We start from the raw sequence: 22,970 nt of genomic DNA, 5'->3' as shown, positions 1-22,970 counted from the left end.
TAGCATTAAATTAAGAACAAACCTGAGTCCAGCTACCATCGCTACCCGGTTCAGAACTTGTCCACCAGTTCGCTTGGTAAATACTACCGTTATGAACCACTTGGTCACCTGTGTTTGCATGGCTTGGGTTACCCGCCCAATCTTTCTGAGGTAAGTCTGGGTAAACCGCTAAACCGGCTGTATCACATGTACCTGGGTTTGTGCCACCATCGCCAGGGTTACCGCCACCTGAACTGATATCACCTAATGGTAGGTCTGGTTGCTCAAAGCTAAAGGCATAATCGATACCGTTCACGCTTACTGCATAGTTAGCAGGGCCTGAGATTGGCAAGTAATACACCATATCTAGCTCATACACACCACCAGCTGGAAGCTCTTCCCATGTAGGCAAAGTAAACGCCACTCGGTGCATGGTTCCATCTAATCCACCAATGTTATCCGCACGAGTATGACCCGAAGCAATCACCGTTAAACCACCACCCGATTGATCTTTTGCATTGTCAGGCGCTGACACTGGGATATCGAATTGGAACTCGGTACCACCCGGAAGTGCTTGACCGGTGTTGTTTGTAAACGTGATCTTAGGATTGATTGGGTAGTTTTGGTCACCGACTTTGAAACCACCAACTGATACCGTAATATCTAACGCTTCTGTCGGGATAGCACCCGTCGCTACCTTGTTTCCATATGGAGTCGCAGACTTAAACTTATCGTAGATAGCTTTCGTCATTGTGTTACCCATGTGGAACTCACCGTTACCGCTGTTACACGCCTGTTCGGTCGTATCGATTGAAGTTCGGTTGCCACTCGCATCGAGTACATAACAGTTATAATCCCCTGCTAGTTCCCAGAACATGATACCGCCGATCTCTTTGTCGATAACGTAGTCTGCTTTCACATCAATAGACTGTTTATCTTCCGTTGAAAGGAATACGCCCTTCTCTGCATTCCACAACCAAGGAGCAACCGCCACGCTGTCATAGTTACGCGTGTAAGTGCCAGCTAAAACATCCGATGGATCGTTCACAGGATCAAGCTTGTAAGCCTCTGCATAAGAACCCCAAATGCCTTTCTCTAGGTTCTTCGCGTGCCACATAGGGTTAGAACCCGCGCCCATTTCGTTGCCTTTTGGATCGGTATCGTGCCACATATTGTCGATACCAACTGCGCCATGGCCACAGTTGTTTTTCTCGCCTTCACCGGTACCCGCTGAACATTCAGATTGGTTTGGCAGTGCTGCTCGGCCCCAAAGACCATTTTCGCCTCCGGTTACACCTTGCCAACCACGAGTGTAGTAAGGCACACCGATGTTAATACGGCCTGCTGGCATAGAACCACGGAAGTAATGGTAAGCCCAATCCGTGTTCAGGTAACCGATACCACCGTAAGCCGCAGTACCGTATACGTTCCACTGTGCTAACTCAGAATCTTTACCTGTATCAAATAATGCAGCGTTATGACCAACGTGATCGTTCCACGCACCGTGAAGGTCATAAGACATGATGTTTACGTAATCGAGGTATTTGGTTACATCAAATGTTTCCATACCGCGCAGTAGGTAACCAGAAGAAGGCGCCGCGATCGTTAACATGTAGTGATTGCCATCTTGCGCAGAGGCCGCATCAAGCTTCTCACGCAACACTTTCATCAACACTTGGTAAGAAGCCCATAGGTATTGACGACGTGGTTCCATAAAGTCTTTGTCGTATGGATTACCAGCACCCGCCATAGAAGTTGGGTATTCGTAATCGATATCTAAGCCATCGAATTGGTATTTACGAAGCATTTCAACCGCAGAAGTGGCGAATGTTTCGATACCTTGATGGTTAATAGAACCGTCGGCGTTGGTCGTCATTGTGTAGAAACCACCATCAGCCACTCGGCTACCGTCAGTGGCGAAGTGACCACCCGTTTCCGCCCAACCACCGATTGAGATTAAAGTCTTAACATCGTGTTTTTTCTTAGCGGTCGCTAATGCACCGAAGTGACCTTTGAAGCCTAAGGTCGGATCAACTTCAACGCCCGGCCACTCTTTACCAACCGCTGCGTTGTTCGGATCGTTCACATCACCCACGTTTACTTTGCCATCTGAGCCAATGCTCACGAAAGCGTAGTTAATGTGTGTGAGTTGTTCCCAAGGGATGTCATTTACTAGGTAAGCAGCTTGTGGGTCGTCCCCTGCACGCCAGCTGGTGAAGTAACCAATGACACGACGTGGGTGATCCGCGCCCATTTTCTCACGGCCTTCATCATCGTAAATAGTACAGTAAGGAACATCGACACCTTGAGTTTGATATAAGCCATCAGGTCGACAAGTGCTCACCGTTGGTGTGCCATTCACCGTCAAAGAAGCCAGCGCTGAATCTGTCGTTGCGCCTTGATTGTCAGTCGCTTTTGCGTAAACCGCTAAAGAACCCGCTTGAGTGGTTGTGTAATCAAGCGTGTAAGGGTTAGTTGCAGCTGTACCAATAAGAGCGCCTGCCACATAGAAATCTACTTTATCAATCGTGCCATCGCTGTCTGCTGCTGTTGCGGTAAGCGTTACGACACCACCAACATCGACCGAAGCTGCTGAAAGCGCAACCGAAACTGTCGGTGCTTCATTTCCTGGCAGAGCTGAATCAACAACCACTGAAACTTCACTAGCAAGGCTTGCCGCACCTTCGTTGTCTGTCGCGACAACAGAAACCTGATGGTTACCCGACGTTGCAGCCCACGTTGCTTCAAATGGTGCCGCTGTCACAACCGCGACCGAAAAACCATCAACAAAGAATTCTACGGAAGCAACACTACCATCAGCGTCCAGTGCTGTTGCGCTTAATACGACATTGTCGCCTTCAACAATCACATCTGATGCTGTAGGCGTTGTTAATGAAGCCGTTGGTGCTTCGTTTGGTGTACCACCACCGCCATTACCACTACACACATCGACTTTCTTCCATTGCGCGTAATCGCCTTCAAATTGGCTTGGGTTGTTATTTTGATTCCAGTAGTTTGCTGAGTACGCGCTGCCGTCATGTGAAACCTGATCACCACCGGTATAAACAGTGGCAGAGTCCCACGTTTCTAACGTTGAGCAATCAACAGCCGCATAACTGTTGAACGCCATCAAGCATGACGCAGTGAGAGTACTGAGTGTAAAAACCTTCTTGGCCACTCTTCCTTGGTTTAGGTGCATGTTAGCTATCCCTTAAGTTGTTGTTTCAAGATGTTTAATTTAAATGAGACTTTACTCACCACTTAAATCTCTTCGCAAAACAACTGTAGGTAACAACGCAAATTTAACACCTAAAATATTCTCTATTTATAAAATGACTCGCATTAATTTGTTTATAGCATGCAATGAGTCGACACTTATTTTGCACCAACAACTAATATTAATTTATTTCGGAAAGCTAAAAAATAATGTCTCAAAAATCAGAAATGTGACTCAGCGTTGGGAAAAAATTCGTATCAAAACTAACCAAAAAGTAGAGATTTGCAGTCGATTTGGCTTTCTTTTTGGAATTCGCCCACCTTTTGATAACAAATGTGTTAGTATCTGCGGCTTTTTTGACGAACCTCACACTTCTATGCAAGTGTGGGAGAAATACATAGGCTTGAAAGAGCCAAATATAGCGAAGAAATAATGTCCAACTTGACGCAAGTCGCCAACGAAAACATCAACGCAGAAGCTACTTCTATCGATTTCAATAAAGCTCAATCTTTGGGTGAAAAACTGGAACTCGGAAACCCAGTATTTTGGCTTAGTGGGAGTTTTTTAACCCTCTTTGTCGTCCTTGCTTTCACCAACACCTCCGTGTTGTCCGAACTTGTAAACATCGGCTTTAGTTACTCAACTAAGTGGTTCGGTGCTTTCTGGCAAGTCCTACTACTACTCAATTTCATTATCGGCTTAGTGCTTGCACTAGGACGCACAGGCCACGTTCGTTTAGGAACGCTTGCTCTCCCTGAAATGACCACCTTTAAATGGATGTCTATCGTCCTATGTACGCTGCTAGCTGGCGGTGGTGTGTTCTGGGCAGCCGCAGAGCCTATTGCTCACTTTGTTTCAGCTCCACCACTTTATGGCAACGCTGATCCTCAAGCGATGGCGTTCAACGCCCTATCACAATCTTTCATGCACTGGGGCTTCCTTGCATGGGCAATCTTAGGTGGTTTGTCTTCCATCGTGTTAATGCACCTGCATTACGACAAAGGTCTTCCTCTTAAGCCACGCACGCTGCTTTACCCAGTACTTGGCGACAAAGCAATCAACAGCTGGGTTGGTAACGTAGTAGACGCGTGCAGCATCGTCGCTGTAGCCGCAGGTACTATTGGCCCTATCGGTTTCCTTGGACTGCAGATCAGCTACGCGTTGAGCGAACTGTTTGGTATTTCCGACAGCTTTGCGACTCAAAGTGTTGTTATCGTATTTGCTATTGCAATGTACACGCTGTCTGCATTAAGTGGCGTGAACAAGGGCATCCAACTTGTTAGCCGTTACAACATCATCTTATCAGTGTGCCTAATCGGCTACATTCTGCTAGTAGGCCCAACGAGCTTCATCATTGATGGCTACCTACAAGGCATGGGCGAAATGGTGGATAACTTCATCCCAATGGCACTGTATCGCCAAGATACAGCGTGGCTAGGTGGTTGGACGGTATTCTTCTGGGGTTGGTTCTTAGGCTATGGTCCGATGATGGCAATCTTTATTGCTCGTATTTCACGTGGCCGTACCATTCGCCAAATGATCGTTTCTATCAGCATCGTTGCACCGCTAGTAACATGTTTTTGGTTCAGCATCGTTGGTGGTAGTGGTTTAGCGTTTGAATTAGAGAACCCAGGCGTAATTTCTAGCGCGTTCGAAGGCTTTAACCTTCCTGCTGTGCTACTGGCAATTACTGCTCAACTGCCGTTCCCTACTTTGATTGCGATTCTGTTCCTGATCCTGACGACCACGTTCATCGTGACAACAGGTGACTCGATGACTTACACCATCAGTGTGGTAATGACAGGCACTACAGAGCCTAATGCAGCCGTACGTACCTTCTGGGGTATCATCATGGGTGCAGTAGCCATTGCACTTATCTCAATGGGCGCAGGCGGCATCTCTGCCCTACAGTCGTTCATTGTGATAACAGCCGTTCCTGTATCGTTCATCTTGTTACCGTGTTTATGGCACGCACCGAAGATCGCGAAACAGATGGCCAGAGATCAAGGTCTCGTTTAATGCCTAATCCGATTTAGTTTCGGATAACGTAGGATACTAAAAAGCCACTCAAGTAATTCACCTGAGTGGCTCTGTTTTATCTGTTCGCTGTCGACTTTATCAGTACTGATGTCTAGCGATTGTATCTACCAATATTTCGGCTTATTGAAACTTTTCACCTGCAGCAACCATGAATGACATCTCAACCAGTAGCTCAGGATTAGCAAGTTCAGCTTTCACGCATGCACGGCTTGGCGCGCAGCCTTCAGGGAACCACGCTTCCCAAACTTCATTTAGTGCGTCAAAATTGGCAAAATCTGTTAGGTAAATAGTCACTGACAATACGCGAGATTTATCACTGTCTACCAAACTCATCATTTCTTCCGCTTGTTCGAATATTTGCTGTACCTGACTCTTAATTCCTGCCGTTGTATCCGTCTCAGCCACTTCCACAAAGCTTGCGATACCGTTAAAAACAGTCACATCAGACCAACGCTTGGTCGGGTTGATTCTATGAATTTTCACTGGTTATACTCTTCTTGTAATTAGGGTGAACATCAGCGTAATCTAATCCAAATCGTGAATATTGAAAACAAAAATTAGAAAGCTCCATCTCTCCAGTGAGATCACCATTCTGTTATGGACGGCGCTCAACTCGTGCCAACACCGCAATTGAAGAGTCTGTCTTTCTCTCAACTTCAAAACAACCGCCAGAGCTTGAAAGCTGACGAACTGAAAGTTTATCTTTCCCTAACTTATCAAACCAATATGGAGCCAGTGAACATTGTGCCGAACCTGTCGCTAAATCCTCCGAAATACCGATTTTTGGCGCAAAATAGCGCAGAACATAACTGTCATCTGAGCTTTTGGCTGTCACCATCACTGCATGCAGATCTTTAATTTTTTTATACAGTTCAAAGTCAGGCGAAAAATTCTTTACGGCTTCCTCTGAATCCAAAATCAGCACTAAATCTCTCGTAGAAAAAGCTTCGATAACAGGTTGATTTAAAGCCGCTAAATCAATAGGAACATCGATTACCTGCGAGTAAGATTTACCCTTCCAGCTTGGCAGTTCTATTTGAGATAAGCCTTCTTTTCTAGAGATCACGACCTGTCCATAATCACTATTTAGGGTAACCTCATTGAGCTTATACTTTTCGATCAAACTAGTGCCTGCAGCCAAACTACCATGACCACAAAGGTTTATCTCACCATCTAAGGCGAACCAACGAATATCGAAATCATTTTCTGATTTCACGATGAAAGCAGTGATTGGCAATGCCAGTTGATGCGTTACTTCTAGTAATTCCGAGTCAGCTAACCATTGGCCAAGTTCTACGACCCCACAAGGGTTACCTTTCGCCGACTCCCCACCAAATACATCATATATAAACGCTTTGATTACCTATCTCCTTATTCTGTCATCTAAAGCTCTCATTCAAAGCTCTAGTTTCATTTTCTTTACATAAATCATTAGCATAAGGAATGTCAAAAGTACCAAGGTTTATGATTCATTTTATAAACTAATACTCTCACAGCGAAATTAATTTTGCACTAGTGCGGTCATATTCAGGGATTTTATTAAATGGAGTACTTTTATGCATGTTCAAACCTATGATTTAAAACAGAGTAATGTGGGATATAACCTTGGAGTGATTGGCGTAGCATTGGTGCTCGCTTGGATTGGAATTTATAAGTTTACGCCAACCGAAGCGATGCTCATTGAACCGCTAATCGCAAATCATCCTGCAATGAACTGGCTTTACAATCTGTTCTCAGTACAAGCCGTGTCTAACATGGTGGGTGGCGCGGAGATCATTGTCGCGATTGGATTGATCGTTGGATTTAAGAAGCCGACAGTCGCATTCTATTCAGGCATTGCAGCAGCGGCTATCTTTGTTGTGACACTTAGCTTCCTGATTACAACGCCAAATGCTTGGAAAGTATCGGATGGCATCTTAGTCACTAACTTCTTCCTAGTGAAAGACATCCTGTTTTTGGCGATCGCTATTAGCGTAATCGAACGTAACAAACCTCAGAAGTAACCGTAAATCTATAAGTGGCCGTAACTAGAAGTAACCTTAAACCTTGAAATAAAAAGACTCGAAGCTGGCTAGAAGGACGCTGCCAGCTTCTAATGTATAAAGTTGTACTCTGCACTAGTATCGTGATTGAAGCATTGTCTCGTTACCAAGCCCCATTTTTCGTCCTGGTATTGATCTTCCACGTAATTACCTGAGGTGTAGTCGTTAACAACCTCTCTCCAGAACTTAACAGCGTGCTCTGCGCCCAGTACTTGCTTGATTTCCCAACTGCCTTTTAGATGTTCAAACAATTCACAGATAAACCGTTTCCCTACTTTGTTTTTCCGAAAATAAGGTACGACATAGAAATCGCAGATCTCAAACTCGTTTGGGGCTTTAGTTTCAATGGCTGTTAACGCCGCAGGGACACCATCAATGTAGAGTAAGTAACCTGTTACGGTATCACCAAGCGTCGGATAAATCTCAAACAAGCCATACTCGTCTGGTTTATCTCCGATGATCTTTGAAAACTCGGCGGCATAACCCTGATATAGATTCGCGTATACCTGTTGATTACCACTATAGACTGTCACGATGTTCATAAACTGATCTCTGTATTGTTTCGCACCACAACTGATGTGAGCTCATCTTGTCAAAATCTATTATCTTATTGATCATAGAACAAATAATAAATATCAAACAGTTACTTCTTTACTTAAGTAGATAACGCTTTGCAATAATAATGAGCATCTTGATCCTTCCCTTTGAACACGGCGTAACTTTCAACGCGCTCAACTAAATCAAAGCCTGTATTGGATAAGATTTTGTTTGAACCAACATTACCCACTAACGCATAGGCATCAACATATTTAAGGGATGAGTGCTCGGCCAAGTAGATAAGTAACTTCCTCACCGCGTTAGACGCAATGCCTTTTGAAGCAAAGGGTCGACCTACTCGATAACCTAGCTCCCCACTTCCAGCGTTCTGGTCGATATCACGAACATTGATTCGCCCACAAATAGTGCCATTAGCGTCTTTGATCAACATAGGAATCATCTCGCCATTGTCATACTCTGTTAGAAAGCTAGTGACTTGCTCGACAACACCCGTATTAGAATAGAAACGGTCTTCCCGAGCTGGGACAAATTGCTCAAACCACTCTCTATTTTCAACTTCAAACTCCAATAAAGCACTGGCATCGCTTGGATGAAGTACGTGTAAAAATACATCCATAATAAATACCCTGTCGCTTATCTAAAAAAGCCGCACCTTATGATCCATACAGCTCAGCTTGTCTTATGAATCTAAGGTAACTCTCTTAACTTCTTAGCAGGGTTGCCAGCATAGATACCTTTCTCGGTGATGTCTTTTGTCACCACACTGCCCGCACCGATTACCACTCCTTCACAAACACTGACAGACAACATTGTCGCATTAGAACCGATGGTAACGTTATTTGCGATAACGGTCCGTCCCCAACTGTCTGGGTTTGGATCTGGTTTGCCATCTTTGAACAAGTCATTGGCAAACATCACCCCGCGCCCAACAAAGCAGTCACTTCCGATAGTCACATACTCGCAAATAAAGGTGTGAGATTGAATCTTACTCCTCTCGCCTATCACGGAGTTCTTTTGAATCTCGACAAAAGGGCCAACGAACACATCATCTTGAAGCTCACAACCATACACATTAGATGGCTCGATGATAGTGACATTCTTGCCACAGGTAATGTCAGTAATCTGTACCTTTAACACTCTTGGACTTGCCATACTTCCTCTCGACATTAGCGTAACAATTCAACATAAACGATTGTGCCGTAGCCATTTAAGCACAAGCAAGTTGGAGTAGAGAGAGTTGACGGTGGATCAAACATTCCACGAATCTGTTTGCTAAAACAACCCAACCAACACGACTGACAACAGTATGCCTCCGATAAAACTTGGGGCATGAAATGGGCGAGCTTTAGATTTTACGTACTGTTTCTGAAGTTCTTCTTGGTAAGTTTTGACAGCAAGTTCTTTTACATAGTTATTTTGCATAATAAGCTCCTTTTCAATGAGTAAAAGAAGCTTAAGACTTGAAGTTAGGTTGAGGTAAAGTGAAAATTCAAATTAATCGGTATGTTTGTCTTGCTACTCAATAATGACTCTGAAGACATCGTTATTCACACCGCCAACATCCACTAATTCGCCCTGCTTCATAACAAGCGAAGCGTTTAGTTGTCGTGTTGAACGCGGCTCTTTCTTTTCTCGAATCACGAGTATATCGACGAAGTAGCCAGAATATTGCTTACGTATTGCCCCTGAAAAAGTCACGCTTTCAACCCTATCCGCGAGCACTGAACTAAATGTTTTATCTTCTAAAACACCCGAAGAAATCGAAGTGTCACCATAAAAAAGAGTGATAGTTTTTGGGTCAGGAGCTAGCTCAGGTTTGGATGAACAACCCATCAGGGCTAGGCACAGCATTAAAATAACTCGAAATTGCATAAACTGGTATTCTTACGTTAAGCGTCTGTTTTTCATATTAAAACACTTCACATCAATAAACACCATATGTCGGGCAGAAGCTTGTTTAGAATGAACTGTATAGCAAGGCTTAATGATGGGGTTACGTCTTGGGATGGAGTTCGCGAATCAGAGAATTGGCTCTGGTTCCTTGTTAGGAACTAGAGCCTTAATTTAATTGCTTTTATCGAAGGGGTTCAATGGTTCTAAGCAACACCGTCTTGTGGAGGCGTGCCTTCACAGTTAGAAACAACAGCATCAATTTGTACTAAAGCATTCATTGGGATTTCTGAAACCCCTACTACGGTTCTTGCCGGCAAATCAGCATTAAAGAATGCGGTGTAGATTTCGTTTACCGCATCAATATCTGAAATATCCTTAAGTTGAATATTAATTTTCACCGTATCGTCCATGCTATGGTCAACACTTTCAATTATCGCCTTAATATTTTTTAAACATTGCTCAGCTTGTTCTTTTACCCCACCAGCAACAATTTCATTTGTTTTCGGGTCTAAAGGTAATTGGCCTGAAATATGATTGTAGTGAGAGAAAGCAACAGTATGCGAATAAGGCACGAATGGTGCAGCAGCAGTATTATTGGTTTCAATAACGAGCAAGCGAGTGTCTTCTGGTAATTGCGGCGGTGTACCGTCGCCATGTGAAACGGATGTATCAATTTGAATTAAAGCACCCATTGGTAATTCAGCGGCATTAACAACGGTACGAGCAGGAACATAGCTTGGGAAGAATTTAGCACATACTTCATTTACCACTTCCGCATCTGCGATATTTTTTACGTAGATAGTCGTTTTAACCACATCATTCATGACATGTCCGATGCTTTCTAAAATAGCTTTAATGTTTGATAGACATTGGGCCGTTTGCGCTTCGATACCACCATCAACCAACTCACCTGTGGTTACATCTATCGGTAACTGAGCTGAAAGATTGTTGTAGTGAGAAAAAGCCGCAGTCTGCGTGGACACAGCACTTTGAGGCGCATTATCCGTATTTCTTGATACCTTAACTAGTGCGCAAGGTGCTTGTGGTTTAGTGCCTTCGCCGTTTGAAATAAGAGCATCCATTTGAACTAAAGCGTCACTGTTCGGTAGCGCAGCGACACCCACGACTGTTCGTGTAGGAAGGCTGTTGTGGAAGAAGCTTTTGTAAACTTCATCAATAGCATCGATATCAGAAATATTCTTAACGAAAACATTAATCTTCACGACATCATCCATAACATGGTCGATGCTTTCAACAATCGCTTTAATATTATTTAAGCATTGCGTTGCTTGGTCTTTAATATCACCAGTTACTATTTGACCTGCTTTAGGATCAACAGGTAATTGAGCAGAAAAGTTATTATAATGAGAAAAAGCGACCGTTTGTGTAGATACAGAATTAATTGGTGCATTTTCAGTATTTCTTGAAATCTTAATGATATCGCTACTCATCGGTATTATCCTTTTAATAAAATAGGCATACGTATTTATATTTAACAATCGTATTGGAAAGAATGATTAAAGTAGCGCCATGTTAAGTGAATTATTTTAGGGTAAACGTGATATCCATCAGACTCTCAGTTGACTATAAATCAGCAAGTTACAGAATAATTAGTCATCGAACGACTAATTATCCGTAACACTAGGCTTTATCAACTGCTAAATTCTCTTTAATTTTAAGTCTATTCAATAATCCTGAATACTCTCTCTGAGAATACGATGAGTAATTCCTAAATTTTAGATAATATTTGATAGGTTGTTCACACTAAAAGTCCTATAACTCTTTTACTAGCCTAATTATTGAGCTTACTCTCTTATATACGTGCATAAACTCTTAGGCTGTTTAACTAATTATTTTAGAGAGCTATTTTTATATAAATACGTTAATAATATACTCGACAATCAAATACCAACACACTGAAAATGCCCACAATTAGATACATTTACTCACTTAATTCAACAAGACAACTGTGTTCGTTCAAGGTATCCGATAAGTCGGCCTAGAAGTAGCCACTGTAATTTTCAAAACATTAACGACGAGCGCCTAAGAAGCTTGACCATTTGTCTTTTACTTCAGGCGTTAAATCTAGCGAGAATTCGTAGCCTAAATGGTTTTCACGTGTGACCTCAAAACCTAGATGCTTGTGAAACCGCACCGACAACTCATTAAGACGTAGGACATTACTCACTAACACAGTTGAGTGTTTGTTTTTTAGGTTATCGGCAATGGAGCGAAACAAAGAAAGGAAAGCCGCCTTACTACGATAGTTTGGGTGTACCACAAACATAGGTACAAACCACTGACCATCGCCTAAATCACGCAGTGTCGTATAACCAATTAACTTGTCGCCTCTACGATATTCAAAAAGTAACCCCTGCTCAATTGATTCAGCACGTGACGCCAAATAAACATCTCTTTCGATCGGAAACCCGGCTTCTTTAGAAATTGACTCCAACGTGAGCATATCTAGTTCCAAATACTCTTCCATTACTTCCTTGTTAGCTAACATCTTATGGTGAACCTTTAAATATCATGGATGCACAAAACACACTTCAAGCTAAAAATTCCAAGCATTAAGTATCGTTGCGACGCATTTTTTCTGCTGTGACTCAAAGAAATTGAAGAACTAAGCAAGTAATAAAAGCAGGTAAGCCTGCAATAAATAACACTAGGCCTGTTTGATAATTCATTCGATAATGTTCTTGCTGGTCTGTATCAAAATCATGGCCTTCGACCATTTTGTAGACTTTATCTGTTATAGGGTCATCAAGACGTGTGGTCTTACTATGAACACCACCTTCCCACATTAACTTGGCTAGAACCCAAATGACGATAACCACGAAAAACAAGAAATCGACGATTCTTGTAGTGGCAAAGAAAGGAAAAACTGAGATAAGGCCAGAACAACCAATGCTGCCGTTAAATTAATCAATGCTACTTTCTTCAATAAATCGAACAAAAGACCTCCTAGAGTATCAACATGATTTAAGCGGCTGTGACTGGAAATCTTCTAATGTCATCACAGACTCCAACTTTGGTGTATTCTTGAAAAACAACACGCATAGTCAACCCAGCCTCACTTCTCATCCAATTCATAAACTCACGGTCAAGCTCAGAACGCCATATGTGTTGAATCATTTTTGTGAAGCTTTCGAGTTCAAGGTTTAAAAGTCATTACCGACTCATTACCTAAAGTTTGCAAGCACTCAAAACCTGATTTGTTGTACGTGCTTATCGCGTGAGTATTATTAGTAAAAACTGTGAGTCTTAATTCTTCTTCATTGCGCGACTCCAATAAAAGCTTAGCGAGACTTAGCATTTTAATGCTGATAGCACGTCCTCTAGAGCTTGAAGTCACAAACATTTGAATGACTTCTAAAGAAGAATCATCAATAGGTGTTAGCCCACATAGGCCGACAAGTTCTTCCCCGATAAATGCACCGATCATGACACTTTCCTGAGAAGCACCTTCAATTAGTCCTTCAAAATATAACTTTTGCATTTTTGACTGGGCTTCGTAACCAGAGCCAAAGCATTCTGGATGTAATTTCAAACTCTCAAGTCGTAGTGCGCGATACTTAAGGCTATCTTTGCTTTCTAGTATTTTACAATGAACGTCCATATTTCCTCACGTGAGAATAATCACCGTTAGTCCGAAAAGTTTAACGCTTGAACGCAAATTCCTTCCTAACAACCTACTCATGACGACTATGTTTTGTTGTTTAATAACAGATATTTATAAAATATCTGTTTTTCGGGCAACTAAAATATACAAACAATATTGCATAACATGAAATACCGCACGTTTCGGAACATAAATATTGAGTAAAGGCTAAACAGCTCTTGGAGTAGTGTTGAAGTGGCGCTTAAATTCGCGACTAAATTGGGATGGGCTGGAATAGCCAACTCGGCGTGCAGCATCGCTGATGCGTAGGCCTTCTAGCTGAATCAATTCTTTGGCTTTGTTGAGCCTGACCTTCTTCAAGTATTGCAGCGGTGATTCGAACGTTACGTTACGAAAGGCGTTGTGGAACGCAGACACACTCATGTTGGCTTCATCGGCAAGCGATTGAACAGTGATGGTTTGGTCGTACTCTTCATGCACTTTAGACAGCGCTTTAGCGACACGTGCATAGTGTCCGTCATGATGAGCTAAATCAAACAGCACACGCCCTTCTGAACCTGTTAATGCGCGGTAGACAATCTCCGTCACCATTGCATCTCCCAATATATTGGCTTCAATGTCACAATGTAGAGTTTTGACCAATCGAGTAAAGCTCTCCAGCATTTGCTCTTCCATTGGCGTCGATTCTAAGCCGCTCGAATTCTGCTTGTGCTTGTTGCAGTAACTCTCTAGAAAGCCTTGGTCTTCCAGCTTTTTGACTAAGCTATGCAAGCGCTGAGAGTCGATACTGATCGATAAACCAAGCAATGGTTCCCCATTTACAGGCAAGGCTTCACACTCCAATGGCATTGGTACACCTACCACAAGGTAATCACCTGCGGCGTAAGTAACGGGTCTGTCGCCAATGTAGATATTCTTTTTTCCCTGCCCGAGCATGATAATACCCGACTGGTAAGTGAATGGTTGACGCTGATTCCCGCCACTGCTTCTATACAACCACACACCGCCAATTTCAGTTTCTCTGATCCCTTCGAGATCATCCCAACCTTTGTGTTCTACATAAGACTGTAACAACTGCGCGAGTGTTTTCATAAGTGGCGACTTTCCATTCCAAGTGCTAAGAGTAAGTAAGTTAAAGCAGAGAAAGAATATCAACTTTGTAGAAATAGGCAATTTATTTGGAGGATCAGCTCTTCATCACCCTAGGTTACTGTACTAATATGCAAATATAGAAATTGAGCAATCAAATAAAATAACAAATTGAGCTTTACACAAGGAATCTCTAATGCAATTCACTTATGTTAACCCTACAGTTATCCACTTCGGCCAAGGCCAAATCAACGCTATCAGCCAAGCGGTTGATACTTCGAAGAAAGTACTAGTCATCTACGGGGGCGGTTCAATCAAAAGCAACGGTGTTTACGACCAAGTTGTCGCTTCTCTAAAGGATCACGCTTGGATTGAGTTCGCTGGCGTTGAAGCTAACCCAACGAAAGAGACGCTAGACAAAGCAGTCGCTCTTGTTAAAGAAGAAAACGTAGAGTTCATTATCGCTGTTGGCGGTGGTTCAGTAATCGACGGTTCTAAGTACGTTGCTGCGGCGGCTAAATACGACGGCGACGGTTGGGATATCCTAGCGGGTAGACACCAAGTAACAGAAGCGACACCAATTGGTGCGGTGCTGACACTTCCTGCGACAGGTTCTGAATCTAACATGGGTGCGGTAATCACTCGTAAAGAAACTCAAGAGAAACTGGCATTCATGAACCCTGCGGTACAGCCTAAGTTTGCGGTTATGGATCCAGATGTAATGAAGTCTCTGCCAGAGCGCCAACTGATCAACGGCTTAGTTGATGCGTGGGTTCACGTATGTGAGCAATACATCACAATGCCAACAGACGCGATGGTTCAAGACGGTTACGCAGAAACACTGCTTAAGAACCTACTTGTACTGGGTAAGCAATACGACGAGCGTGACAACGACGCTTGGCGTGCAAACCTAATGTGGACAGCAAACCAAGCGCTTAACGGCCTGATTGGTACTGGCGTTCCTCAAGATTGGGCAACACACATGATTGGCCATGAGTTCACAGCATTATGGCACGTAGACCACGCACGTTCTCTTGCGATTGTTCAACCTTCACTACTTCGTAATCAAATCGAAGCGAAGCGTGGCAAGCTAGAGCAAATGGGTCGCAACGTATTTGGCCTAGAAGCGGGTGCGGATTTAGCAGAGCGCACTATTGCTGCAATCGAAGCGTTCTACCACAGCCTAGACGTTCCAACCATGTTCGACGGTTACGAAACAAACAAAGCAACTGCGATTGATAGTGTTGTCGCGCAACTTGAATCACACGGTTACCTAGAGCTTGGCGAGAACAAAGCAATCACGCCTCAGAAAACACGCGAGATTCTAGAGTCTGCGATCCACTAAGAATCGATAAAGCTTAAAGAATGCCGAACAAAATAGAGTTGGAAAGACAATTTTAACGAGGAAGTGCCTTAAACAAGATTTTTGGCACTTCACATTTGAATTCGGGATTTACTATTTTATAGATATTTTAATATATAAACATGATAGATTAAAATAATTTATATAACCTAACCTCTCATTAGTTAAATATAAATCAGATAATCTTATTTTCTAAAAATGGCATTGTACACGATTAAAAATATCAACGATATTATTAACAATGGGAGCCAAGTATTTATTAAAAGCAATAATACTTTATCTGTACCACGAGTTAAACCTGTTGTTTGAACAAAGCTATCTAATTTAGATAGCGAGAGATAATCCACCCAAATACTTATTAACCCTAGACTTTGAATACAAGATATTATAAATAGTATAGTATTCTGCCTTCGGTTCATTTTTTCCATCTTCCTCTGGTATGATCTCTCTATAAATTCTTTAAAAGAAGATACATAATTGTTAACCTCATCTAGAGACTCTTTTATTGTCCATATAGTTTCAATCTCAGAAAATACAGACTTACTATCTGACTCAAAATACATTTTCATGTCTTGATTATGAATCCTAACAAGTTCGAACTTATTTATGTATTCGTCTATAACTTGTGCAGAGGCACCATTGGATAACTCTCCAAGCAATACTTTTCTGTTTAGGATATCCATAACGGTTGTAAATTGGTGAACGGAGTTCCACATAAACTGAGCATGATATAATATTGGGAAATATCTATAATAATTATCGAAATTACTTGATATTATTGTATGAAATCGACCATGGAAAATAAATTCTATGTCACTGTTTTTCAATAGGTGTATTTGGTTATTTTCTACTCTTTCAGCCATCTGATTAGAGTGGGATATTTTCTTTCTATAATTTAACTTATTTTCTTGTGATATTCCATTTACCAGTAACGATATATTTCCTGTGTTATTAAATATGCTAGGCTGTTCGGGACCCATTATTTGAAAACCAAATACATTTTTTATTCTCTTTAAGCATTGTTCTTGAACCTTATTAGCCCAACGACCAATGACACTACAATCCTCCTCTTTGACCAGCAAGTTCCTAATAGTATTATAAAAATTATGTCGATTCTCATGGTCATAAACATCATCATTAAACAAAGATTCAATCATTTCTTCATCAATATTAAATGAAAACTCGTAAACAATTGTTAAGCTAGAAACCCTTTCATCAAATATTAAATCAAATCCAATTGAATTAACATCAACATACTCAGAAAGAAAGAACTCATTGTATACTCTATACCTCTCTGAATTAAGGTCTTCTACAAGTAATTCAGCATTAATTTCCCCTTCCGATAGAATTGATTTAAAGTGGTTACATCTAGAGTGTGTTTTATCAAATGATTTTATCCAAGGAGTTGACATTTCAGTATGATTACTTTCTTTAACTTTACCCTTAGATATTACTTTAAAAGACTCCAGAGGTATTTCTATTGGTTGAACGCACATCACTGTAAAATTCACCATTTATAAGTACTCCCCCTTCACACCATTAATATAATTTTCTGGAAGATATTCCAACCTATAATCCAGAAACAACTCTTCTCCGGAACTTATATCTCTAACAGATACAATAGACAACGGATTTTTTATTATCTTTAAGTTAGGAGAACGGTGGTGATTTATATATGAGTACTTCGTTCTAATTGGCCTTACAAGAACAATACCATCTTCAATGAAATTACACTCCATAAAGAAATATAGATAATAATCAGCAATTCCACTTTTAATATTATCCTTAATTTCATTCCAGCGCTCTAAACTTATTATTTGTCCATCCAAAATACCTAACGACTCTCCCTTTATAATATTATCTCTAGCGAACAAACCAAAACCGTGAGTGTTGGATTGAGAAATAAATGTAGGGTTTAAGTTATCCAACGTGTTATTTACTACAAAGTCGATATTGTTAGTTACACTTTTCATATATTATCGTCCAATCTATAAAAACTTGCATTTAATAAAGTTATCTTATGATATCATATGTGGTTTTTTTATTCTGATTTGGCTACAAAATCGTGATATAGAATCAAAATATGATAATTATAATCCCCGATTTCAGTTAATAAGTGCGATATTCATGGAAATATGTAGGAGAGGAAGGCTACTGCTGAAATGGAGCACCATATGGTGTGGGGGGGAGAGCTTAAACGCGGCAGTAAAGGCTATCATTATTGCCCAAACGAAGTTCAGGTGTTATCAATCAAAAAACGCACATCAGACGTAAATACAGGATATCTCAGAAGCGTGTTGACTTTGTCCGTCTCCTTTTAGAAGCGGATTGGAGTCCAGAGCAGATTTCCAGTTTATTAACCAAAGTCGGTGCAGCTGTCAGTCATGAGTGGATTTAACGATTTGTTGCACAGGATAAACGCTGGGTAGCCAGTTGAGGCAAGGTCACAAGAGGCATCGTCGCGGTAAAAAAGAGAAAGCGCCAGTGATCAAAAATGCTGTTTCTATCAATGATAGGCTTAGCATCGTTGACAGTAAGGAGCGATTTGGTGATTGGGAGATCAACACCGTATTAGGCAAGCACGGCACCCACCGGAACTATGGTGACTATTTTAGAGCGTAAAACACGTTTTTACTTGGTGAAGAAAGTACCATCCAATTCAGCGGCCGATTCGCTTGGCTTGTCTGCATTGTCTAAGTATCGATTTGTGGTTGGCCCGCAAGTATTAACGGCTATCACACCGCCATTGGCTGGCCAAGCAATCTCCTTGGTTAAAGACACGTCGATTGTGTCTTTGATTTCTATCCAAGAGATGACGTTTGTTGATACTGAGATGGCAAACTCTTCAGGTTTGATCTTTGAGATCTGGCTGATTATAGGCTTCGTATATTTTGTTTTGCGCTTTCACGTCTTTTCAAAGTGATTGAGCAGCGTTCTAGCGCCTACCTTAACCATCAGTAATACCATTAATCAAAAGTATCGACTCGCCCGACTATTCATTGCCCTTATTAATTTCACCTGATTGGTTTAAGTTATTGACCAATCAGGATTTACCCCTTCATATTTCTTCTTAGAAACACAGCAAAATGCTCGCCTAATCACTATACTTAACGTACCGAACTACGTTGATTCATCTCAAGGACATTGCTCAACATGGACAATCATAAAGAAAGAGCTTTTTACGCCGTTGTTGGCGCATTGGTTGGAGACGCAGCTTCAATGGGGCTGCACTGGCTGTATGACCAAGAGAGGATCTTACACGTGGCTGGTTTTGAGCCTGAATTTCGCTCACCGAATCGGTTCGATTATCAAGACAAAGGCTACTTTGCGCACCAAGGTAAAACCGCAGGTGAGCAATCGCAATATGGTGCTCAGTTATTGGCGATGGTCGACAGCTTAGTCGACAACCAAAAATACGATGAAGCGAACTATATTCAACATTTCCGCTTCTGGTTTGATTTTGGCGGCAGTTGGCAAGGCTACATTGATAAAGCGACGCGCATGAGCTTGCTGAACATCCATCAATTAGAACTAGAGGACGCCCCGATTACTGCCTGTGGCGCAGACGATACGCAACTTCCCGCAGTTTCAAAAATCATCCCATTGGTGGCGTGTACTTACACCTCTCACACTTTGCCAGCCATGGTAGAGAGTGCGGTGCGAGTCACTAACAATAACGACAAAGCAGTGGTGTGGGCGCAAGCCATCACCCTATTGGTTCAAGCGGCAATTCAAGGCAACTCGCCATTGCAGTCGGTAGAAATGGTGCGACAAACCTGTAGCAAGTTTGTACACGACCAAATCGACATGGCTTTGGCTGATCCCGAACTTTCAATAACAGATGCCGCGAAGAAGTTCGGATTGCATTGTGAACTGAGTGCCGCATTTCCCTTGCTGATTCGCATCATTGCGGGGGCCCAGAGCTTTAAACAAGGTATTCGAGACAATATCTTATGTGGCGGTGACAGCTGCGGGCGTGCAATTGTGATTGGCGCGGTATTAGCGGCGTGTTTCTACGAAGAAGATGGCGAAATTCCAACCGAATGGCTAAAACAAGTCGAACTCAATGGCGGTGTGCTGTCTTTACCTATTGAGTAACGATTACAACACAACGGCACATTGTGCCGTTGAGGTTAAGAACTAACGCTTGGAATTACTGACGCCACATATAGACAAACTGATCGTTCTGCGAGGTGATTTCAAAGCCAAACCTCAAGTACAACTCCCCAACTCGATTACCTTGTAAATAACACAACTCCACAGGCTTATTGAGTTTGGCTGCTTGAGCTAAGCAATCCGTTAAAACTTGGCTGCCAATACCTTTACCATGATATTCCGGCAGTAGGAAAAATCGGCAAAAGTAGAAGTGGTCCCCTTTGTCTTGCAGCAACACACTGCCAATCGCTTTGCCTTGATATTCAATGATTTCAGGCCGTTCTTCTGCCCACTCTTCGGCGTGTATATCTCGTTGAACCTGCTCATCCCAGCCAAATACGGCCTTGATAGGTTCGAACTCAGCGGCCTTTTTTAGCTCGAACAGAAATTCATAATCTGATGACTGAGCGGGTCTTGTCGAATACTTCAAAATATCTCCATATAAATTCTATTCCCGCCAACTAATCGTCTGACTAAACCCAACGCTAGGCTAAGTGCATTGTGTACTCTTGATGCCCTGTATGTTCATCAACTTGTTCACTCACAATAGAAAAGCCTTGGGACAAGTAGAACTGAATCGTCGCTTGGTTCTCTTTGTAAACACTCAAAGACAAGGTCGGGCATTCAAGCTTGGCATGTTGCATGAGCTGTTTCCCGATGCCACTCCCTTGATGCTCAGGGCGGACAAAGATCGCCGCTAGTATCCCTTCGTAAAGTGAATAGAAGCCACGAACCTCACCATTGACTTGATACACATAGCTCTGTGATGCAGGAATATATAGGTCGCGCATATTAGCCACTTGCGACTCCCAAAACTCAGGAGCCACAAAGTCATGGGCCTTTATCGAGGCGGTTAACCAAATATCTAAAACGGCTTCAATATCAGTTGGGATGTACTCTCTAATCATCTTAATTCTCAGGCAATTAATGTTGTTTAAACTGCGAACCAGTATGCCAAGAAGCGACGTAAATTCATTGAAGATTTACGACAATGTCCCAGTCAGAATTATTGAACGGCAATGATAGACCAATACCATTGGCCTCTATTGCTTCTTAACGTATTTAGCTGTCACAAGCATTTCACCGCCACCATCAAGCTTACAGTCTAGTTGGTGATCTTTGCCTTCATTAATGCGTCTGATTACCGCTTTCGTGCCTATTTTCAGTACAGAAGAACTGCCTTTAATTTTTAGATCTTTAATGAAGGTAACTTTATCGCCACTTTCCAATACAACGCCATTCACGTCTTTTACACGCGCAGCTTCTCTTTCTAAACGCTCTTCTTCTGGGTTCCATTCATAGGCACACTCAGGGCAGATTAGGTTGTTTTGGTCTGGGTAGACATATTCAGATTGGCATTGTGGACAAGGAGGTAAAGACATACGTTAATACTTCATTTAAATAGAATTTGTTCCCATTTTAATGACTCTTGTTAGGCTTAGCGAGCACAAATCGAACCAATTTTCAGTAGCGTAATTTAACGTAGAAAAGAACAGCACCTAAAACGAACAAACACAGCCGTTAAGCTGTGTTTGTTTAAAGGCTTGGGAAGCGGAACGGATTAACGTTCTACTTTTGGCGAGTAAATCGAGTAAGCGGTGATTTGCCCTGCCACGATTGCAGAGAACATGAATAACGCCGACAAACCAATACTAGGAATAGGCAGAATCGATTGTTCAAACACCGACTGGCTGGCACTCACTAATACTCGGCTACCCGGAACCAAAATGATAATGCCTTGCACGATATAAATAGAGCCAGTGAGCTCCATCTTCTTGGCAATCCAAGTTCCGTACAAAGTAATAAGAACCGTGGTTACCCAAGTACCAACAACCCAACCACTATCAAAACCTAGATAGAACGGCCCCCACATACCCAGAACCGCAACTGGCAAGCCAAGTAAGATGTCTTTAGGACGCGCATTGAACATCACACCGATAGATACAGAGATCAGCACCAAGCCAGATATGTGCATCCACATCGGTACCGCATTGGTATAGTCGATGGAGACCGCTTGTCCCCATATCGCTTCACCAATATTGAGCCCCATGATAATCCCAACAAACAGCTTAATCAGCGTTAAGGCGCTCTGCCCTAGCAAGCTGGTACCAGAAACCAAGTCATTAAACGCCAAACACTCTAAAGCGTTGGCTATCGATAAACCGGGGACAAACAAGACGATCGAGGCGATACACAACGCCCACACCGGAATCGGCAACCCTGTACTCGCCAAAAACGCCACGAAGATACCCGTTAACAATGCCGAGATGAACTCAACCGCGATAGCGCGACGTGAATGAAGAACTTGCTGGCATACCCAAACCATCAAACCCAGTAATGCAGAAAAGCCAACCGCTTCCAACGTACTGCCTACTAGCATCAAATATGCAGGCGGAATACCCATGTTGGCAAGTGCAGTTACAAATTTAGAATAACCGACAGGCTCTGGTACGGGCTCACTGCTCGGTTGGTTAATACGAATGATCGTATTGGCCAACAAACTCAGGTTAATTGAAGCAGGCTTTAGACGCTTAAGAATCACAGCGTTGTTATCGTCTGGAAACTGATAATTGATCGCGGTTGGCGTTGCTTGGATCATCACATCCACACCATGCTTTTTAGCATAATATTGTGTATATTTTTCAAGCTTATACGGAGCGCAACCACTGCGGTGAAGAGTATCACCAATTTCAACAATTTTGTTAATTCGGAACTGAGAAGGCATGGGTATTTTAGCGGAGACAAAATGTGCGGCAAATGTACCAAACGACAGACGGAATGACGAGGCTTTTGCGTGAATTATCAACTGAACTCGTTACTTTTTTCTGCAAAGGCTTAGAAGTCTCTATAACTCTACTCATTTGGGATTAGTTTACTGAATAATACGAATCGTTCGTAAGTTAAATCTATGCATCCCTATTGTTATCGATTTACTTGGATAGTCGGCTTAGATCCCGATTGTATTAACACGTACAGTCGTAGATTTTGCTTACGTTTGTGGGGTAATAG

The 22,970-nt window shown here is 42.3% G+C and carries 23 protein-coding genes and 2 pseudogenes; 6 read left to right on the top strand and 19 right to left on the bottom strand.

Features of this window, described 5'->3' with window-relative positions:
- Positions 1 to 10: 10 nt before the first annotated feature.
- The gene (locus AC3CHU_RS22180; protein WP_488525703.1) at positions 11 to 3,178 is read right to left on the bottom strand and encodes a chitinase C-terminal domain-containing protein; all 3,168 of its coding nucleotides are present in this window, start codon (positions 3,176 to 3,178) and stop codon (positions 11 to 13) included.
- Positions 3,179 to 3,221: 43 nt separating this feature from the next.
- On the opposite strand from AC3CHU_RS22180, the gene AC3CHU_RS22175 reads away from it, so the two are divergent.
- Both AC3CHU_RS22175 and AC3CHU_RS22170 read left to right on the top strand, forming a co-directional pair.
- The gene (locus AC3CHU_RS22175) at positions 3,222 to 3,629 is read left to right on the top strand and encodes a hypothetical protein (protein WP_146457740.1); all 408 of its coding nucleotides are present in this window, start codon (positions 3,222 to 3,224) and stop codon (positions 3,627 to 3,629) included.
- Positions 3,629 to 5,215, top strand: coding sequence for a BCCT family transporter (locus AC3CHU_RS22170; protein WP_146457738.1), 1,587 nt, complete (start codon positions 3,629 to 3,631; stop codon positions 5,213 to 5,215). The genes AC3CHU_RS22175 and AC3CHU_RS22170 overlap by 1 nt, the downstream gene beginning before the upstream one ends.
- Before the next feature lie 141 nt (positions 5,216 to 5,356).
- Here AC3CHU_RS22170 and AC3CHU_RS22165 read toward each other — a convergent pair whose 3' ends face one another.
- Positions 5,357 to 5,719, bottom strand: coding sequence for a RidA family protein (locus AC3CHU_RS22165; protein WP_017062654.1), 363 nt, complete (start codon positions 5,717 to 5,719; stop codon positions 5,357 to 5,359).
- A 112-nt stretch (positions 5,720 to 5,831) separates the two neighbouring features.
- Positions 5,832 to 6,596 (bottom strand): PhzF family phenazine biosynthesis isomerase, encoded by a 765-nt coding sequence (locus AC3CHU_RS22160; RefSeq protein WP_171316808.1) that lies wholly within the window; start codon positions 6,594 to 6,596, stop codon positions 5,832 to 5,834.
- Between the two features lie 196 nt (positions 6,597 to 6,792).
- Between AC3CHU_RS22160 and AC3CHU_RS22155 the strand changes: the two genes are divergently transcribed.
- Complete coding sequence (locus AC3CHU_RS22155) at positions 6,793 to 7,239, top strand: DUF417 family protein (protein ID WP_017108085.1); 447 nt, start codon at positions 6,793 to 6,795, stop codon at positions 7,237 to 7,239.
- 89 nt (positions 7,240 to 7,328) lie between these two features.
- Here the strand turns inward: AC3CHU_RS22155 and AC3CHU_RS22150 are convergent, their stop codons facing one another.
- The 10 genes and pseudogenes from AC3CHU_RS22150 to AC3CHU_RS22105 all read right to left on the bottom strand — a co-directional run bounded on the left by AC3CHU_RS22150 (position 7,329) and on the right by AC3CHU_RS22105 (position 14,446).
- The gene (locus AC3CHU_RS22150) at positions 7,329 to 7,820 is read right to left on the bottom strand and encodes a GNAT family N-acetyltransferase (protein ID WP_488525702.1); all 492 of its coding nucleotides are present in this window, start codon (positions 7,818 to 7,820) and stop codon (positions 7,329 to 7,331) included.
- A 113-nt stretch (positions 7,821 to 7,933) separates the two neighbouring features.
- Positions 7,934 to 8,452: a GNAT family N-acetyltransferase gene (locus AC3CHU_RS22145; protein WP_488525701.1), complete on the bottom strand. Its 519-nt coding sequence runs from the start codon at positions 8,450 to 8,452 to the stop codon at positions 7,934 to 7,936.
- 71 nt (positions 8,453 to 8,523) lie between these two features.
- Positions 8,524 to 8,988, bottom strand: a complete 465-nt coding sequence (locus AC3CHU_RS22140; RefSeq protein ID WP_488525700.1) for an acyltransferase — start codon at positions 8,986 to 8,988, stop codon at positions 8,524 to 8,526.
- A 120-nt stretch (positions 8,989 to 9,108) separates the two neighbouring features.
- Positions 9,109 to 9,258, bottom strand: coding sequence for a hypothetical protein (locus tag AC3CHU_RS22135; protein WP_488525699.1), 150 nt, complete (start codon positions 9,256 to 9,258; stop codon positions 9,109 to 9,111).
- Between the two features lie 93 nt (positions 9,259 to 9,351).
- A complete protein-coding gene (locus AC3CHU_RS22130) occupies positions 9,352 to 9,708 on the bottom strand; it encodes a hypothetical protein (protein ID WP_488525698.1) in 357 nt (118 codons plus the stop codon).
- 224 nt (positions 9,709 to 9,932) lie between these two features.
- On the bottom strand, positions 9,933 to 11,180 hold the full coding sequence (locus AC3CHU_RS22125; protein ID WP_488525697.1) for a RidA family protein: 1,248 nt from the start codon (positions 11,178 to 11,180) through the stop codon (positions 9,933 to 9,935).
- Positions 11,181 to 11,758: 578 nt separating this feature from the next.
- On the bottom strand, positions 11,759 to 12,238 hold the full coding sequence (locus AC3CHU_RS22120; protein ID WP_244212246.1) for a GNAT family N-acetyltransferase: 480 nt from the start codon (positions 12,236 to 12,238) through the stop codon (positions 11,759 to 11,761).
- Positions 12,239 to 12,338: 100 nt separating this feature from the next.
- Positions 12,339 to 12,688, bottom strand: a pseudogene (locus AC3CHU_RS22115) (hypothetical protein).
- Positions 12,689 to 12,886: 198 nt separating this feature from the next.
- Positions 12,887 to 13,351, bottom strand: a complete 465-nt coding sequence (locus tag AC3CHU_RS22110; RefSeq protein WP_488525696.1) for a GNAT family N-acetyltransferase — start codon at positions 13,349 to 13,351, stop codon at positions 12,887 to 12,889.
- Between the two features lie 210 nt (positions 13,352 to 13,561).
- Complete coding sequence (locus AC3CHU_RS22105) at positions 13,562 to 14,446, bottom strand: AraC family transcriptional regulator (protein ID WP_017081508.1); 885 nt, start codon at positions 14,444 to 14,446, stop codon at positions 13,562 to 13,564.
- A gap of 193 nt (positions 14,447 to 14,639) precedes the next feature.
- Here AC3CHU_RS22105 and AC3CHU_RS22100 point away from each other — a divergent pair, with 193 nt between their 5' ends.
- Entirely contained in the window at positions 14,640 to 15,788 is a 1,149-nt protein-coding gene (locus tag AC3CHU_RS22100; protein WP_488525695.1) for an iron-containing alcohol dehydrogenase, read from the top strand.
- 203 nt (positions 15,789 to 15,991) lie between these two features.
- Here the strand turns inward: AC3CHU_RS22100 and AC3CHU_RS22095 are convergent, their stop codons facing one another.
- Both AC3CHU_RS22095 and AC3CHU_RS22090 read right to left on the bottom strand, forming a co-directional pair.
- Complete coding sequence (locus AC3CHU_RS22095) at positions 15,992 to 17,320, bottom strand: hypothetical protein (protein WP_488525694.1); 1,329 nt, start codon at positions 17,318 to 17,320, stop codon at positions 15,992 to 15,994.
- Positions 17,321 to 17,779, bottom strand: coding sequence for an SET domain-containing protein-lysine N-methyltransferase (locus AC3CHU_RS22090; protein ID WP_488525693.1), 459 nt, complete (start codon positions 17,777 to 17,779; stop codon positions 17,321 to 17,323).
- A gap of 299 nt (positions 17,780 to 18,078) precedes the next feature.
- Between AC3CHU_RS22090 and AC3CHU_RS22085 the strand changes: the two are divergent.
- Positions 18,079 to 18,767, top strand: a pseudogene (locus AC3CHU_RS22085) (IS30 family transposase); the annotation flags it as partial.
- A gap of 192 nt (positions 18,768 to 18,959) precedes the next feature.
- Positions 18,960 to 19,904 (top strand): ADP-ribosylglycohydrolase family protein, encoded by a 945-nt coding sequence (locus AC3CHU_RS22080; protein WP_488525692.1) that lies wholly within the window; start codon positions 18,960 to 18,962, stop codon positions 19,902 to 19,904.
- A gap of 55 nt (positions 19,905 to 19,959) precedes the next feature.
- On the opposite strand, the gene AC3CHU_RS22075 is transcribed toward AC3CHU_RS22080, so the two are convergent.
- The 4 genes from AC3CHU_RS22075 to AC3CHU_RS22060 form a co-directional block, all read right to left on the bottom strand.
- Positions 19,960 to 20,391 (bottom strand): GNAT family N-acetyltransferase, encoded by a 432-nt coding sequence (locus tag AC3CHU_RS22075; RefSeq protein WP_488525691.1) that lies wholly within the window; start codon positions 20,389 to 20,391, stop codon positions 19,960 to 19,962.
- A 55-nt stretch (positions 20,392 to 20,446) separates the two neighbouring features.
- Positions 20,447 to 20,869: an N-acetyltransferase gene (locus tag AC3CHU_RS22070; RefSeq protein WP_488525690.1), complete on the bottom strand. Its 423-nt coding sequence runs from the start codon at positions 20,867 to 20,869 to the stop codon at positions 20,447 to 20,449.
- A gap of 135 nt (positions 20,870 to 21,004) precedes the next feature.
- Entirely contained in the window at positions 21,005 to 21,343 is a 339-nt protein-coding gene (locus AC3CHU_RS22065; RefSeq protein ID WP_004731484.1) for a zinc ribbon domain-containing protein YjdM, read from the bottom strand.
- 179 nt (positions 21,344 to 21,522) lie between these two features.
- Positions 21,523 to 22,686 carry a threonine/serine exporter family protein gene (locus AC3CHU_RS22060; protein ID WP_017058966.1) on the bottom strand — a complete coding sequence of 388 codons (1,164 nt, stop codon included), beginning with the start codon at positions 22,684 to 22,686 and terminating at the stop codon, positions 21,523 to 21,525.
- Positions 22,687 to 22,970: the final 284 nt, after the last annotated feature.

Source organism: Vibrio sp. QJM3NY_39 (assembly GCF_057785895.1).
Note: the sequence above shows the minus strand (reverse complement) of the source record. Positions and strands in the feature narration are given on the sequence as shown.

Coding starts and splice junctions, on each gene's coding strand:
- AC3CHU_RS22110 (WP_488525696.1), bottom strand. CDS start 13,351: ATGGACGTTCATTGTAAAATACTAGAAAGCAAAGATAGCCTTAAGTAT.
- AC3CHU_RS22060 (WP_017058966.1), bottom strand. CDS start 22,686: ATGCCTTCTCAGTTCCGAATTAACAAAATTGTTGAAATTGGTGATACT.
- AC3CHU_RS22090 (WP_488525693.1), bottom strand. CDS start 17,779: ATGAAAAGTGTAACTAACAATATCGACTTTGTAGTAAATAACACGTTG.
- AC3CHU_RS22145 (WP_488525701.1), bottom strand. CDS start 8,452: ATGGATGTATTTTTACACGTACTTCATCCAAGCGATGCCAGTGCTTTA.
- AC3CHU_RS22140 (WP_488525700.1), bottom strand. CDS start 8,988: ATGGCAAGTCCAAGAGTGTTAAAGGTACAGATTACTGACATTACCTGT.
- AC3CHU_RS22125 (WP_488525697.1), bottom strand. CDS start 11,180: ATGAGTAGCGATATCATTAAGATTTCAAGAAATACTGAAAATGCACCA.
- AC3CHU_RS22095 (WP_488525694.1), bottom strand. CDS start 17,320: ATGGTGAATTTTACAGTGATGTGCGTTCAACCAATAGAAATACCTCTG.
- AC3CHU_RS22135 (WP_488525699.1), bottom strand. CDS start 9,258: ATGCAAAATAACTATGTAAAAGAACTTGCTGTCAAAACTTACCAAGAA.
- AC3CHU_RS22175 (WP_146457740.1), top strand. CDS start 3,222: ATGAGACTTTACTCACCACTTAAATCTCTTCGCAAAACAACTGTAGGT.
- AC3CHU_RS22120 (WP_244212246.1), bottom strand. CDS start 12,238: ATGTTAGCTAACAAGGAAGTAATGGAAGAGTATTTGGAACTAGATATG.
- AC3CHU_RS22070 (WP_488525690.1), bottom strand. CDS start 20,869: ATGATTAGAGAGTACATCCCAACTGATATTGAAGCCGTTTTAGATATT.
- AC3CHU_RS22130 (WP_488525698.1), bottom strand. CDS start 9,708: ATGCAATTTCGAGTTATTTTAATGCTGTGCCTAGCCCTGATGGGTTGT.
- AC3CHU_RS22100 (WP_488525695.1), top strand. CDS start 14,640: ATGCAATTCACTTATGTTAACCCTACAGTTATCCACTTCGGCCAAGGC.
- AC3CHU_RS22065 (WP_004731484.1), bottom strand. CDS start 21,343: ATGTCTTTACCTCCTTGTCCACAATGCCAATCTGAATATGTCTACCCA.
- AC3CHU_RS22105 (WP_017081508.1), bottom strand. CDS start 14,446: ATGAAAACACTCGCGCAGTTGTTACAGTCTTATGTAGAACACAAAGGT.
- AC3CHU_RS22170 (WP_146457738.1), top strand. CDS start 3,629: ATGTCCAACTTGACGCAAGTCGCCAACGAAAACATCAACGCAGAAGCT.
- AC3CHU_RS22155 (WP_017108085.1), top strand. CDS start 6,793: ATGCATGTTCAAACCTATGATTTAAAACAGAGTAATGTGGGATATAAC.
- AC3CHU_RS22150 (WP_488525702.1), bottom strand. CDS start 7,820: ATGAACATCGTGACAGTCTATAGTGGTAATCAACAGGTATACGCGAAT.
- AC3CHU_RS22080 (WP_488525692.1), top strand. CDS start 18,960: ATGGACAATCATAAAGAAAGAGCTTTTTACGCCGTTGTTGGCGCATTG.
- AC3CHU_RS22180 (WP_488525703.1), bottom strand. CDS start 3,178: ATGCACCTAAACCAAGGAAGAGTGGCCAAGAAGGTTTTTACACTCAGT.